Annotated in this window: 13 protein-coding genes; 12 read left to right on the top strand and 1 reads right to left on the bottom strand. The window is 65.8% G+C overall.

Annotation, left to right across the window (positions count from 1 at the left end):
• Positions 1-45 precede the first annotated feature (45 nt).
• The 7 genes from EB815_RS04925 to EB815_RS04895 all read left to right on the top strand — a co-directional run bounded on the left by EB815_RS04925 (position 46) and on the right by EB815_RS04895 (position 8616).
• On the top strand, positions 46-2175 hold the full coding sequence (locus tag EB815_RS04925; protein ID WP_155772491.1) for an acetate--CoA ligase family protein: 2130 nt from the start codon (positions 46-48) through the stop codon (positions 2173-2175).
• Positions 2176-2198: 23 nt separating this feature from the next.
• On the top strand, positions 2199-3374 hold the full coding sequence (locus tag EB815_RS04920; protein WP_056574314.1) for an acyl-CoA dehydrogenase family protein: 1176 nt from the start codon (positions 2199-2201) through the stop codon (positions 3372-3374).
• Positions 3371-4252: an ABC transporter permease gene (locus EB815_RS04915; protein WP_244494117.1), complete on the top strand. Its 882-nt coding sequence runs from the start codon at positions 3371-3373 to the stop codon at positions 4250-4252. The genes EB815_RS04920 and EB815_RS04915 overlap by 4 nt, the downstream gene beginning before the upstream one ends.
• Entirely contained in the window at positions 4249-5049 is an 801-nt protein-coding gene (locus tag EB815_RS04910; RefSeq protein WP_056574311.1) for an ABC transporter permease, read from the top strand. The genes EB815_RS04915 and EB815_RS04910 overlap by 4 nt, the downstream gene beginning before the upstream one ends.
• Positions 5046-6158, top strand: a complete 1113-nt coding sequence (locus EB815_RS04905; RefSeq protein WP_056574309.1) for an ABC transporter ATP-binding protein — start codon at positions 5046-5048, stop codon at positions 6156-6158. The genes EB815_RS04910 and EB815_RS04905 overlap by 4 nt, the downstream gene beginning before the upstream one ends.
• Positions 6151-7203: an ABC transporter substrate-binding protein gene (locus EB815_RS04900; RefSeq protein ID WP_056574307.1), complete on the top strand. Its 1053-nt coding sequence runs from the start codon at positions 6151-6153 to the stop codon at positions 7201-7203. The genes EB815_RS04905 and EB815_RS04900 overlap by 8 nt, the downstream gene beginning before the upstream one ends.
• Before the next feature lie 108 nt (positions 7204-7311).
• Positions 7312-8616, top strand: coding sequence for an NAD(P)/FAD-dependent oxidoreductase (locus tag EB815_RS04895; protein WP_056574305.1), 1305 nt, complete (start codon positions 7312-7314; stop codon positions 8614-8616).
• 27 nt (positions 8617-8643) lie between these two features.
• On the opposite strand, the gene EB815_RS04890 is transcribed toward EB815_RS04895, so the two are convergent.
• Complete coding sequence (locus EB815_RS04890; protein WP_056574303.1) at positions 8644-9279, bottom strand: methyltransferase family protein; 636 nt, start codon at positions 9277-9279, stop codon at positions 8644-8646.
• A 265-nt stretch (positions 9280-9544) separates the two neighbouring features.
• On the opposite strand from EB815_RS04890, the gene EB815_RS04885 reads away from it, so the two are divergent.
• The 5 genes from EB815_RS04885 (at position 9545) to EB815_RS04865 (ending at position 13627) form a co-directional block, all read left to right on the top strand.
• Positions 9545-9793 carry a hypothetical protein gene (locus EB815_RS04885; protein WP_056574300.1) on the top strand — a complete coding sequence of 83 codons (249 nt, stop codon included), beginning with the start codon at positions 9545-9547 and terminating at the stop codon, positions 9791-9793.
• A 144-nt stretch (positions 9794-9937) separates the two neighbouring features.
• Positions 9938-10732 carry a COG4705 family protein gene (locus EB815_RS04880; RefSeq protein ID WP_056574297.1) on the top strand — a complete coding sequence of 265 codons (795 nt, stop codon included), beginning with the start codon at positions 9938-9940 and terminating at the stop codon, positions 10730-10732.
• Between the two features lie 105 nt (positions 10733-10837).
• Complete coding sequence (locus EB815_RS04875) at positions 10838-11521, top strand: winged helix-turn-helix domain-containing protein (protein WP_056574294.1); 684 nt, start codon at positions 10838-10840, stop codon at positions 11519-11521.
• Complete coding sequence (locus tag EB815_RS04870; RefSeq protein WP_056574291.1) at positions 11518-12897, top strand: sensor histidine kinase; 1380 nt, start codon at positions 11518-11520, stop codon at positions 12895-12897. The genes EB815_RS04875 and EB815_RS04870 overlap by 4 nt, the downstream gene beginning before the upstream one ends.
• A gap of 127 nt (positions 12898-13024) precedes the next feature.
• The gene (locus tag EB815_RS04865) at positions 13025-13627 is read left to right on the top strand and encodes a hypothetical protein (protein ID WP_056574287.1); all 603 of its coding nucleotides are present in this window, start codon (positions 13025-13027) and stop codon (positions 13625-13627) included.

Genomic DNA, 13627 nt, shown 5'->3' with positions numbered 1-13627 from the left:
GCCGGGACGAGATGGCTTTGGGAACGAGCCGTGGGAGGAAGAGATTTGGCTGGGATTCCTGCCGCCCTCGGTGGCATGACGAACGCAGGACATCGTCTCGATCCGCTGTTGCGGCCGGCGTCGATCGCCTTCGTCGGTGCGTCCGTGCGCCCCAACACGCCGGGCAATACCATGGTGCGCGCCGCGGCGATGGATGGCTACTCTGGCCGGCTCTACGCCATCAACCCGAAATACGACGTCGTGGAAGGCGTGCCGTGTTTTCCCGATCTGGCGAGCCTGCCGGAGAGGGTCGACCATGTCGTGCTCGGCGTCGCCAATGACTATCTCGAGGACAACCTGCTGGCGGCCGCCCGCCATGGCGCCAGGGCGGTCACCATCTTCGCCAGCTGCGACCTGACCGGGGCGGCCAATGACCCGCTCGCCGGCCGGCTGACCGAAATCGCCCGCGAGGCCGGCATCGTCATTTGCGGCGGCAACGGCATGGGCTTCTGCAACCCCGGCATCGGCCTGCGCGTCTCCGGCTTTGCCTCCAGTCTCGCCATGAAGCCCGGCGGCGTGGCGCTGATCACGCAATCGGGCTCGGCCTTTTCCGCGCTCGCCTACAACGACCAGCGGCTGAGATTCCAGCTTTGCGTGTCCAGCGGCCGCGAACTGACGACGACGACATCAGACTATGTCGACTGGGCGCTCGACCAGCCCGACACGTCGGTCATCGGCCTGTTTCTCGAAACCGCGCGCCGGCCGGACGATTTTGCCCGCTGCCTGGAAAAGGCCGACCGGCTCGGCATTCCGGTCGTTGTCCTCAAGGTCGGGCGAACGGAATTGAGCGCCGGCTTCGCCGCCAGCCACAGCGGCGCGATTGCCGGCGACAATGCCGCCTACGAGGCGCTGTTCGACAAATGGGGCGTCTTCAGCGTCGAGACGCTGGACCAGCTCGCCGCCAATCTCGCTCTGTTTTCGGCCGGCCGGCCAGCCGCCAGCGGCGGCCTTGCCAGCCTGCACGATTCCGGCGGTGAACGCGAAATGGTCGCCGACCTCGCGGCAAAGGCCGGCGTGCCGTTCGCAGCCATCTCGGAGCGGACGAAGGAGGGGTTGCGTCTGCATCTCGACAGCGGTCTGCAGCCGGCGAACCCGCTCGATGTCTGGGGCTCGGGCCTCGACTTCGAGACGCATGTCGAGGCCTGCATGGACTCCATGCTCGCCGACCCCGACACCGCCATCGGCGTGCTGTTCCAGGACATACGCGACGGCTCCTACGTCGCCGAAGGCTTTACCCGCGCCGTGATCCGTTCTCACGCCAAGACCGGCAAGCCGGTTGCCGTGGTCAGCAACTACGCCACGGTGAACCACCGCGCACTCGCCTTGTCGACCACGGAGGCCGGCGTGCCGGTCATCGACGGCACCGATGAAGGCCTGCAGGCCATCCGCAATCTGCTGGCGTTTCGCGACCGGCGCGCGGCGACCCATACCCATCCCGATGCCGTGCCACGCGAGGTCCGCGAGCGCTGGCGCCGGCGCCTTGGCCAGGAGAAGCCGTTCGGCGAAAGCGAAGCGCTGGCGCTGCTGGCCGACTATGGCATCGCCACGCCGCGTGCGATCGCCGCCGCCACGCCGGAGGACGTTGTCGCCGCAGCGCGAAAGATCGGCTTTCCCATTGCCTTGAAGACCGCCGCCCCCGGCATCCAGCACAAATCCGATCTCGGCGGCGTCCGCCTCGGCCTGGCCGATGAATCGGCGCTGGCAGTCGCCTATGCCGACATGACGGCGCGGCTCGGTCCGCAGGTGCTGGTTGCCGAAATGGCGCCCAAGGGCGTCGAGATCGCATTCGGCCTGATCCGCGACCAACAGTTCGGGCCGTATCTGGTCATTGCCTCCGGCGGCATCTGGATCGAAGCGCTCAGGGACCGCGCGGTCGCCTTGCCGCCGCTCAGTCTCGAACAGGCGCAAGCCCTGGTCGTCAGGCTGAAGACAAGCCCGCTGCTCGACGGTGGGCGCGGCCGGCCGGCCGTCGACAGGGCAGCGCTCCATGCCGCCCTGGCCCGGTTCTCGATGCTCGCCGCCGATCTCGGCGACCTCATCGACGAGATGGACGTCAACCCGCTCCTGGTTTCCGACCATGGCTGCATGGCCGTCGACGCGCTCCTGCTCGGCCGCAACGCCGGGCGCCCGACCTGATGAACTGCTTTTAGAGGACTGCCATGAACTTCGATCTCAGCCCGCGCGAAAAGGAACTGTCGAAGAAGGGGCGCGACTTCTGCGACCAGGTGCTGCTACCGCTGGAAGCGGTCACCGACGAGCACGGCGAACTGCCGATGGAGCGCCGGGAGGCTGTCCGGCAGCAGGTGCGCGACTGGGGGCTGGCCGGCATCAACCACTCGAGGGAAAATGGCGGCCTCGGCCTGACCATGGTCGAGCAGACGGCGATCGAGGAACAGCTCGGCCGCGTCACCAATGGCCTGTGGAGTTGTGTCTGGCGCCCGCCGGTGAGCCTGAAATTCGGTACCGAGACGCAGAAGCACGACTATCTGATCCCGTCCTCGCACGGCCATCGCCGTGGCGCCTTCGCCATCACCGAGCCGGAGGCCGGCTCCGACCCGCGCCGGGTCAAGACCAGCGCGCGCTTGAAAAATGGCCAGTGGCACCTGACCGGCGAGAAATGGTTCGTCACCTCCTACAACGCATCCGATTTCGTCATCGTGCATGCCCATGTCGACGACGATCCCGACAAGCCGACCTTGTTCCTGGTCGACAAGCCGGTAAACAACATGGTGCATCTGCGCTCGCCGAAATTCATGCACAATTTCGCCTTCGACCATGCCGAATTGCGTTTCGAGGGCACCACGGTCGGCGAGGACAAGATGCTCGGCAAGATCGGCCAGGGGCTCGAGCTGACCAAGGACTGGTTCGTCGAGGCGCGCCTGCAGATCGCCTCGCATGCCGTGGGTGCCGCGACCCGCGCCGCCGAGATCGCCAATGACTATGCCACCTCTCGCCACCAGTTCGACCGGCCTATCCGCGATTTCCAGGGCGTGGAATTCATGCTGGCCGACATGGCGGTCGAGATCTTCGCCGCCAAGTCGATGCTCTACCGCGTCGCCTGGGAGATCGACCAGGGCCTCGACCGCAAGCGCGTGCACGCCCATGCCAGCGCGTTGAAACTCTACTGCTCGGAAGCCGCCGGCCGCGTCATCGACAAGGCGCTGCAGGTGCTGGGCGGGCGCGGCTACATGCGCGAGAACCCGGTCGAGCGGCTCTATCGCGACATCCGCGTCGACCGCATATGGGAAGGCACGTCGGAAATCCAGCGCGTGGTCGTTGCCGGCCAGATCCGCAAGCGCGGCATCGGCGTCTTCAGCGAGGTGGCCTGGGCGTGACGGTAACAAGCACCTTGCCGGAGCCGAGAGCGCGGGCCGCCTTGCCGTCGCGCCGGCATGTCGAGACCGCATGCCTGCTCGGCCCGGCTCTGATCGTGCTGGCGTTGCTGTTCGTGGTGCCGCTGGCGCGACTTTTCTCGCTGGCCTTCACCGACCCGGCCGGACCTTTCGCGACCTTCGGCGTGCTGGCCGAAAGCGCGGTCTACCGCCAGGTGATGTGGAACACCTTCGTCGTCGCGATCGTGGTCACCGCGCTCTGCACTTTGCTCGCCTGGCCGGTCGCCTATGTACTGTCGCGCCTCGACGGTGTCTGGTTCGGCCTCGCTCTTTACGGTGTGCTGTTTCCCTTCTGGATCTCGGTGCTGGTGCGCACCTTCTCCTGGATGCTGCTTCTGGAGCGCAACGGGCCGATCAACCGGCTGTTGATGGCGACCGGCATCACCGACTCGCCGCTGGCGCTGCTGTTCAACAATGTCGGCGTGCTGGTCGGCATGATCCACATCCTCCTGCCTTACATGATCCTGCCGCTCTACGGCGCCATGGTCCGCATCGACCGCCGCCTGCTGCTGGCAAGCGATGGGCTCGGCGCCAGCCTCGTCGACACCTTCCGGCGCATCTACCTGCCGCTCTGCCTGCCCGGCCTTGCCGGCGGCGCGACCTTCGTCTTCCTGCTGTCGCTCGGCTTCTTCATCACGCCCGCCCTGCTTGGCGGCTCGAATGCCATCACGCTGTCGATGCTGATCGCCAGCTTCGTCAACGACCGCCTCGCCTGGTCGCTCGCCGCCGCCGGCTCGCTGGCACTGCTCGCCATCGTGCTGGTGCTGATGGCGCTGGCCGCCCGGCTGCTGCCGATCGAGAGGGGGCTGTTCGCACGATGAACAGGTTGCCACTCCTGCTCCGCGTGTCAGCCAACGCCGGCGCCAGCCTGGTGCTCGCCTTCCTCGTGCTGCCGATCCTTGCCGTGGTGCCGGCCTCCTTCAACAAGGCGAGCTTCATCTATCTGCCGCCCCGCGCATGGTCCGGCGTCTGGTACGAGCGCTTCCTCGCCGATCCGGAATGGCGCACGTCGCTCATCAACAGCGTCGAGGTCGCCATGCTGGCCACGATCATCGCGGTGGTGCTCGGCACGCTCGCGGCGATCGGCCTGCGCCGCATCGACGGCCGCCTGCGCACCCTCGTCACCGGCCTGTTCCTGGCGCCGATGATCGTGCCGGTCATCGTCACGGCGGTGGCGCTCTACCGCAGCGCGCTCGATGTCGGCCTGAGCGGCACCATCCTTGGCATGAGCCTCGGCCATGCCATACTGGCCCTGCCTTTCGTCGTCATCAATGTCGGCATCGCCCTGCGCGCCGTCGACGACAACTGGCTGCGTGCCGCCGCCGGCCTTGGTGCCGGCCCATGGCGGATCTTCCGCACCGTCACATTGCCCAACATCACGCCGGGCATCGTCGGTGGCGCCATCTTCTCCTTCATCACCTCCTTCGATGAAGTGATCATCGCCGTGTTCATGGCCGGCTATGCCTCGAAAACGCTGCCGGTGAAGATCTGGGAATCGATCCGGCTTGAATTCACGCCGGTCATCGCTGTCGCCGCGACGGTGATGATCGCGCTGGCCATCGTCCTGTTCGCGCTGGCGCAGATTCTCAGCCGCAAATCCGGGAGCCCGAGCCGATGACCGTGATCCATTCGGGACAGTCGCTGCGCCTGGCCGGCGTGTCGAAGACCTATGGCGGCTTTCGGGCGCTGGAGCCCACCGACCTCGACGTGGCATCAGGCGAATTCCTGACGCTGCTCGGACCCTCCGGCTCGGGCAAGACGACGCTGCTCAACCTCACCGCCGGCTATATCGAGCCGACGGCGGGCGAGATCCGCATCGGCGAGCGCGACGTCACCCGCATGCCCGCCCGCCACCGCAACATCGGCATGGTGTTCCAGAACTATGCGCTGTTTCCGCATATGAGTGTCGGCGAGAACGTCGGCTATGGCCTGAGTGTGCGCCGGCTGCCCAAGCCCGACATCACCAGGCGGGTCACCGACATCCTGGCGCTGATGCGGCTCGACGGCTTTGCCGACCGCCCCGTCCAGCAACTCTCGGGCGGCCAGCAGCAGCGCGTGGCGCTGGCGCGCGCGCTGGTCATCGAGCCCGACGTGCTTTTGATGGACGAGCCGCTCGGCGCGCTCGACAAGCAGCTGCGCCGCTCGGTGCAGCTCGAACTGCGCCGGCTGCACCAGAAGCTCGGCCGCACCACGATCTATGTCACCCACGACCAGGAAGAGGCGTTGGTGCTCTCCGATCGCATCGCGGTCATGGACAGCGGCCGCATCCAGCAACTGGGCACGGTGGACGACCTCTACGACCGTCCCGTCAACGCCTTCGTCGCCGGCTTCATCGGCGAATCCAACCTGCTGCCGGTGCGCGTGCTCTCCTCATCCGGCGGCAAGGCCTCGGTCGATGTCGAGGCGTTCCGCAAGACCATCGCCGTCGACGCAGCGCCGGGAACGGCCCCGGGCGAGCCGGCGCGGCTGCTGATCCGGCCCGAGCATGTCGAGCTCGGCCGCGGCGGCGAAGGCGTCGCCGCCGAGATCGTCGAGGTGATCTATCTCGGCGAGTTGACCCAGCTCACCTTGCGGCTGGAGAGCGGCCAGACGCTCGCCGCCCGGCAGATCACCGACCGGACATTGCGGGCCGGCGCCAGGGTCCATGTCTCGTGGAAGCCTGGCCATGTCCGCGCGGTTCCTCATTCCCCATCCAAACCCACCAAAACGGAGAAAGCCGATGCATAGGCGTACTTTCCTTCTGACGGCAGCGGGCGGCGTGCTGGCCGGCGCGACGGGTCTTCCTCGACTGGCGCGCGCGGCGGACCGGCCTTTCACCTTCACCTCCTGGGGTGGCGCCCTGTCCAACGCCGAAAAAGCGGCTTTCATCGACCCGTTCGGCCAGCTCAAGGGCATTCCGGTGGTCAACACCTCGCCGACAGAGACCGCCAAGATCAAGGCCATGGTCCAGGCCAAGGCGGTCGAGTGGGATCTCGTCGACGTCGGCGGCCGCACGGTCTGGCAGGGCGCCAATGAAGGCTTCCTCGAACCGATCGACGTTTCGAAAATCCCCAATGCCGCGGCACTCGAAAAAGGCTGGGTCGCCCCCAACGGCATCGCCACCTCGACCGGCGCCACCGTCATCGCCTGGTCGAAGACGGCATTCCCGGATGCCGGACCGCAATCCTGGGCCGACTTCTGGGACGTGAAGCGCTTTCCCGGCCCGCGCGGCCTCTACCGCTTCTTCTACTACAATTACGAGGCCGCCCTGCTGGCCTCCGGCCTCAAGCCTTCGGAAGTGTTCCCCTACACGACCGAGAAGGCCGACATGGCGATGGCCAAGATCAAGGAGCTGAAACCGCATGTCACCGTCTGGTGGGGCAGCGGCGCGCAGCCGCCGCAACTGCTCTCCTCGGGCGAGCTGGCGCTGTCCTCGGCCTGGAGCGGCCGCGTGCTGGCGGCGGAAGCGGAAGGCGCGCCCGTCGGCTTCACCTACAAGGACGGCATCGCCTGGGCGAACTGGTGGGTCATTCCCAAGGGGTCGCCCAATGTCGAGCTGGCGCATGAGGCGATCGATTTCGCGCTCGCGGAAGCCCAGCAGGCTAAGCTGCTCGCGCTCAGGACCTATGGCCCGGTGCTGAGCAGCGCGACAGCGGGCGCCGATGCCGACACGAAGAAGATACTCGTCATGTCGCCCGACAACATCAAGGACATGCTGATCCTCAACGAGGGCGAAGCCGACAAATATTCTGTCGCCTATGAGGAAAAGTGGAACCAGCTGATGCTGCAGTGAACCGCGCCGACCGGCGTGGCTGATCCGAAACCCGCCACGCCGGAGCATCGGCCCAAGGACGCCGCCCGCGATTGAGGCGGCGCATCGCACGATCTCGCCGGAGTAGACATGCCTGTTGACCCACCCCAAGCCTTGCCGGCCAGCCTGTGGGCCGCGACCGCCATCCCCGCCCCGCTCTATGCCGGGGCAAAAGGCGATGCCGTGGCCGACGTCGCCATTGTCGGTGCCGGCTATACGGGCTTGAGCGCCGCCCTTCATTTGTCGCAGGCCGGCAGGAAGGTGATCGTGGTGGAGGCCAGTGAACCCGGCTGGGGCGCTTCCGGGCGCAATGGCGGGCAGATCATCGCCGGGCTGAAGCACGATCCCGACACGCTCGAAGCCAGGTTCGGCCGGAAACTGGGCAGGGCCATCACCGAGACCTTTGGTGCCGGCGGCGATCTGGTCGTCGATCTCATCGAGAAGTACCGCATCGACTGCCACGCCGAGCGCAGCGGCTGGATCCAGGGCGCGCATGGACCCAGGCCTTTTTCGGACATCGTGACGCCCCGCTTCCGGCAATGGCACGCCAGGGGCGTCGAGGCGCGCCTGCTCGACCGCCAGCAAATGGCCGATCTCACCGGCTCGGCGCCCGAGGCCTATCATGGCGGCTGGTTCGACCCGCGCGGCGGTGTGCTGCAGCCGCTGAGCTACGCGCGTGGCCTGGCCGCCGCCGCCATGTCGCAGGGCGCCACCGTGCTGGCGCGTTCGCCGGCGCTCGGCCTCAGGCGCGAAGGTGACAACTGGCGGCTCGATCTCGGGCAGGCCTCGGTCCGTGCGCGACAGGTCGTGCTGGCCACCAACGCCTACACCGGAAACCTGTGGCCAGGGCTGCGCCAGACCGTCATCCCGGTGACCAGCTTCCAGATCGCCACGCAGCCGCTGGCGCCGGCGCTGCGCCGCACCATCCTGCCGGGCGGCCAGGGCGTCGCCGACACCAGGCGGCTCCTGCTCTATTTCCGCCTCGACCATGAAGGCCGGCTGGTGATGGGCGGCCGCTCCCCGGTCGATGACAATCCGACCATGGACGATGCGGCGCCCCTGAAGGCCGCCCTTGCCCGCATCTTCCCGCAGGCCGCGGGCGTCCCTGTCGAATTCGTCTGGAGCGGCAAGGTCGCGATCACCAAGGACACGATGCCGCATATCCACATGCTGGCGCCTGGCCTGTTCACCGCGCTTGGCTGCAACGGACGCGGTGTTGCCGCCTGCACGACGACAGGCCGGCTGCTGGCCGATCTCGCCCTGGGCACCGCGCCGGCCGACCTGCCGTTCCCGGTCACCGCACCCGACCGCTATGCGCTGCATGCCTTGCGCAAGATCGGCGTCTTCGCCTTCAGCCAGTATTACAGGTTGCTCGACAGCCGAAGCGCCGCATGACCGGAAGATCAATCGGTTAATGGCGGGTCAGTAGAGCGTGACGAAGGCCGGGAACAGCATGCCCGTCTCGCGGAAATACTCGATCAGCTCGATGGCCGGGAAGATGGCCAGGAAATAAAGCCCGTCATAGAAGGTGCGCTTGAGCGCGCGCGTCGAGAACTGCAGCTCGTCATTGTCACGGTAGAGCAGCGGATTCGGCCAGAACCGGGGCGTCGCCTTGATGTAGGCCGCATAGGCCGGGCCGAACTTGCCCAGGAGATATTCGGCTTCCTTGCGCGCCGTGACGCGGAAGATGAGAAAGCTGGCAAGGCCAAGGACTGCCGCCGCCACCAGCGAGCCATAGAGCAAACCGATGCCGACCGCGCCGACCGTCGAAAAGAAATAGAGCGGGTTCTGGCTCATGGAGAACGGGCCGGTTGAAACCAGCTCCTCGTTCTTCTTGCCGCCGACATAGAGAATGCTCCAGAGCCGGCCGGCGACGCAGACCAGCACCAGGCAGAAGCCGAAGAATTCGACGGCCTCGTGACTTTCCGAGCCCTCGGTGAGCGCCGGCTTGGTGAGAAACAGGAGCAGCACCGCCAGCACCGCCGCCACCCGCACGAAGATCAGCCGTTTGCGTTGGACGAACGCCTTCGAAACCGGCTTGAGGGAAGCATAGGTCATTCGGGTTTTCCTGGGGCACGGATTTCAGGTTCGGGCACTGGGGCACGCCATTGATGGCGGATACAAGGCGATGGCTTCTATCAGCGCAGCGCGCGCGGTTCGTAAAGGCCTTTTGCGCGGCCCATGTCCATTCTTACAAATTTGTATGCCGCCGGACAGGCTGGAGTGAAGTCGCTTCCCTATCGTTCGAATGCCAGCACGCCATCTTGGGGCCGGCTTCATTTTACGGCAGCCGGACCACCGGCATCAGACAGGGAATGGTTTCATGAGAAAATTTGCGTTTGCGGTCGCATTGGGCCTCCTCGCCGCATCCGGTCCGGTTTTCGCGGCCCCCGCGCCTTGCGAGGCGACGCTGAAGGCACTGCGCGCGGCGGAGGCGGCGGCCAAGCTCAACGACGCGGACAAGAACAGGGTCTCGGAACTGGAGACCAAGGGCATCGAGCGCTGCAACGCGGATGACGACAAGCGCGCCGACGACTTCTTCGCCCAGGCGATGAAGGTCATGGGCAAGTAATCCATGCCGTCCAAAGCACCCTCGGGGATCATCCGAGGGTGTGCGGGCGATCGAGAAAGACATGCATCGAACAGGGGCGGATCGCATGAATCCCTCGCGATGCGCTTTCATCCCGCCACGACCACCAACCTCAGGACTTCAGCCATGCTCCCCAGCAACAAGCAGCCCGCCGGGCCGGCCCAGAACAGGGTTCCGGATGTCACCCTCGATTTCTGGCTGATCAAGCTGATGGCGGTGACCATGGGCGAGACGGCGGCCGACTATCTGGCCGTCAACCTCGGGCTCGGGCTGACCGCCACATCGCTGATCATGACCGGCGTTCTGGTCGTCGCCCTTGTCCTGCAGTTCGCGCAGAAACGCTACGTACCCTGGGCCTACTGGCTGGCGGTGGTGCTGATCAGCGTCGTCGGCACGCTGATCACCGACAACCTCGTCGACAATTTCGGCGTGCGCCTGCAGACCACCACGATTGCCTTCAGCGTGGTGCTCGCGGCGACGTTCGCGGTCTGGTACGCCAGCGAGCGGACGCTCTCGATCCACACCATCTTCACGACCAGGCGCGAGATCTTCTATTGGCTGGCGATCCTCTTCACCTTCTCGCTCGGCACCGCCGCCGGCGACCTGGTCGCGGAAAGCTTCGACATGGGCTATCTGACCACGGGCCTCCTGTTCGGCGGCGTGATCGCGCTCATCGCGCTTGCCTACTATCTCCTCCATCTGGACGCCATCCTGGCCTTCTGGCTTGCCTATATCCTGACGCGGCCGCTCGGCGCGTCCTTTGGCGACCTGCTGTCGCAGCCGGTCGAATATGGCGGCCTTGGTTTCGGCACCACTTTTACCAGCGTGATCTTCCTCGGCTGCATCGTCGCCCTGGTTCTCTACATGACGTTGAAGAGAACCGCCGACGACGCCGACGAGATCCTGCTGGAATCGGATTGAGGCTTCGGCATGCACTGCGTGGCTTGCCATTCCCTGACCGTCCTAGGAACGGACCCGTCCCGGTGATAGCCTGTCCCCGATATCGGCAATCACCCGGATAAGCCAATGCGACTTCTTCTTGTCGAGGACGACCACAGGACGGCGGACTACATCGTCAGGGGATTGACCGAGGCCGGCCATGTCTGCGACCTCCTGCGCGATGGCCATGACGCGCTTTTCGCGGCGACCAGCGGCGTCTATGATGTGATCATAGCCGATCGCATGATCCCGGGTCTCGACGGCCTGTCGATGATCAAGGCGGTCCGCGCCGCCGGCGTGCGCACGCCGGCCATCTTTCTCACCTCCGTCGGCGGCGTCGACGACCGCGTCGAGGGGCTGGAAGCCGGCGGCGACGACTATCTGGTCAAGCCCTTCGCCTTTTCGGAGCTTCTCGCCCGCATAAACGCCCTTGGCCGCCGGCCCGCGGCGTTGGAGCAGAAGACCGTTCTGCGAGTCGGCGACCTCGAAATGGACCTCATCATGCGCCGCGTTGCCAGGCAGGGCCAGCCGATCGACCTGCAGCCCCGCGAGTTCAGCCTGCTGGAGGTGCTGATGCGCGGCGAAGGCCGCGTTATCACCCGCACCATGCTTCTGGAGCGCGTCTGGGACTTTCATTTCGACCCCAAGACCAGTGTCGTGGAGACCCATATCAGCCGGCTGCGGGCCAAGATCGACAAGCCGTTCGAAACCCAGCTCATCCACACCGTCCGCAACACCGGTTACAGCCTGCACGCACCGCTCGCGTCATGACCGGAACCTGGGCCCGCCTGCTGCGCAGCACGCCGTTCCGGCTCGCCTTGACGTTTGCTTTCCTGTTCATGCTGGCCTTCGTTCTGGCGGGCGCCATCGTCTACCAGATGATGAGCGCCGATCTTGCCGATCAGCTCGATGACAGCATCAAGGAAACCTACTCCGTCATCGCCGCGACCTATGCCGACAACGACCTCAAGGAACTGGTGGAGACCGTCCAAAGCCACTCCACGCGCAGCCCGAGGAAGGAGCAGCTTTTTTCGCTGACCGACGCGGCCGGCAACCGTCTGGCCGGCAACTTCACCGCGGCGGAGCTTCCCGACGGCTTTTCGATGTTCGGGGCCGAAATGCCCGGCCTGCCTCCGGATACCGAATACCGCGCCTATTCCGGTTCGGTCGGCGGCAACAATCTGACCATCGCCTTCAGCCTGTCCGAGACGGAGGAACTGGAGACGATCATTCTGATGAGCTTCGGGTGGGCAACCCTGATCATCACCGGGCTGGCGATCGCCGGCGGCGCCCTGCTCGCCTCGCGCGTCCAGCGCCGTCTCGACGGCATAGCCGCCACCATGGTCGACGTCTCGCATGGCCGGCTCGACACGCGCATCCCGCTGACCGGCAATGGCGACGACATCGACATGGTTTCCGGCCAGGTCAATGCGGCGCTCGACCGGCTGTCGGGCCTGGTCGACGGCATGAAACAGGTCAGCACCAACATCGCGCACGATTTGAAGACGCCGCTCAACCGGCTGCAGATGATCCTGGAAGGCGCCGCCGACAAGGCCGCGCGGGATCAGGACGTCTCCGACGACCTCGCCGATGCGCGCGCCGAGGGCTATCAGATCAACGAGACCTTCGATGCCCTGTTGCGGATCGCCCAGATCGAAGCCGGCGCGCGCAGGGCCCGCTTTACCGATGTCGACCTCGACGATATCCTGCGGACCATGGCCGAGATCTACGCCGACGTCGCCGAGGACGACGGAAAGGTACTATCGTTCTCGCAATTGAACGGAAGCGGAGACCGTATCCACGGCGACAGGGAACTGTTGACGCAGATGTTCGCCAATCTGGTCGAGAATGCGCTGCGCCATTGCCCGCCCGGCACGACCATCAAATTGTCGGTGGCACATCAGGGTGAGCGTGTCCTCGCCAGCGTCGCCGACGACGGACCCGGCATTCCTCCGGAGGAGCGCGAAAGGGTATTTCAGCGGCTCTACCGGTTGGACCACAGCCGCTCGACCCCGGGCAGCGGCCTTGGCCTCAGTCTTGTCAGGGCCATCGCCGATCTGCACGGGGCATCCATCGCCCTTGACGATTGCCGGCCCGGCCTTGCCGTTGTGGTGAGCTTCCCACTCGTAAGATCGCAAGCGCCCTGAGGCCGCAGCGAGCCAAAAGCTTGCAAAGCGCCGATAACTTACAAAAACGTATGGGACTGGCGACCCGTCCGTAAGCTTGCGGCGGCATACTGGATGGACCTCACCTTCCATCGAAAGGCCGTGGAAAATGATTCCCCACTTTCGGAAAGCCATCGGCGTCCTGCCGGCACTCGCGGTCGCGGCGTGCCTGGGCACGACAAGTCTGGTTCTGGCGCTTGGCTGCTTGCCGGCCTCGGCCGCCGAGAAGCCCATCCGGCCGGAGAAGAACCCTCCGGGCGACATTCCCGATACGCAGGTCTTCATCGACTATACCTCGCCGGAAGGCTTCACCCTGAAGGTGCCGGAGGGCTGGGCACGATCGGATCGTGCCGACGGCGCCAGCTTTGTCGACAAGCTGGACGGCGTCGTTGTCTCCGTTTCCAGGGCCAATGCCGCGCCGACCGTCGACAGCGCCAAGGCGGACTATGTCGCCAAGCTCGAAGCCGCCGGACGCGCCGTGCGGGTGAGCGCCGTCAAGCAGGTCAAGCTGCCGGCCGGCGCCGCGATCCGCATCGTCTACACATCGAACTCCGAACCGAACGCGGTCACCAACCGGCAGGTCCGCCTCGAGAATGAGCGCTATCTCTATTTCAAGGACGGCAAGCTCGTGGCACTCGAACTCTACGCGCCCAAGGGCGCCGACAATGTCGACCAGTGGCAACTAATGTCCAACTCGTTCCGGTGGAAATGA

Origin of the sequence: Mesorhizobium loti, from assembly GCF_013170705.1 — a bacterium.
Lineage (GTDB): Bacteria > Pseudomonadota > Alphaproteobacteria > Rhizobiales > Rhizobiaceae > Mesorhizobium > Mesorhizobium loti_D.
This window is presented reverse-complemented; position numbering and strand designations above follow the sequence as displayed.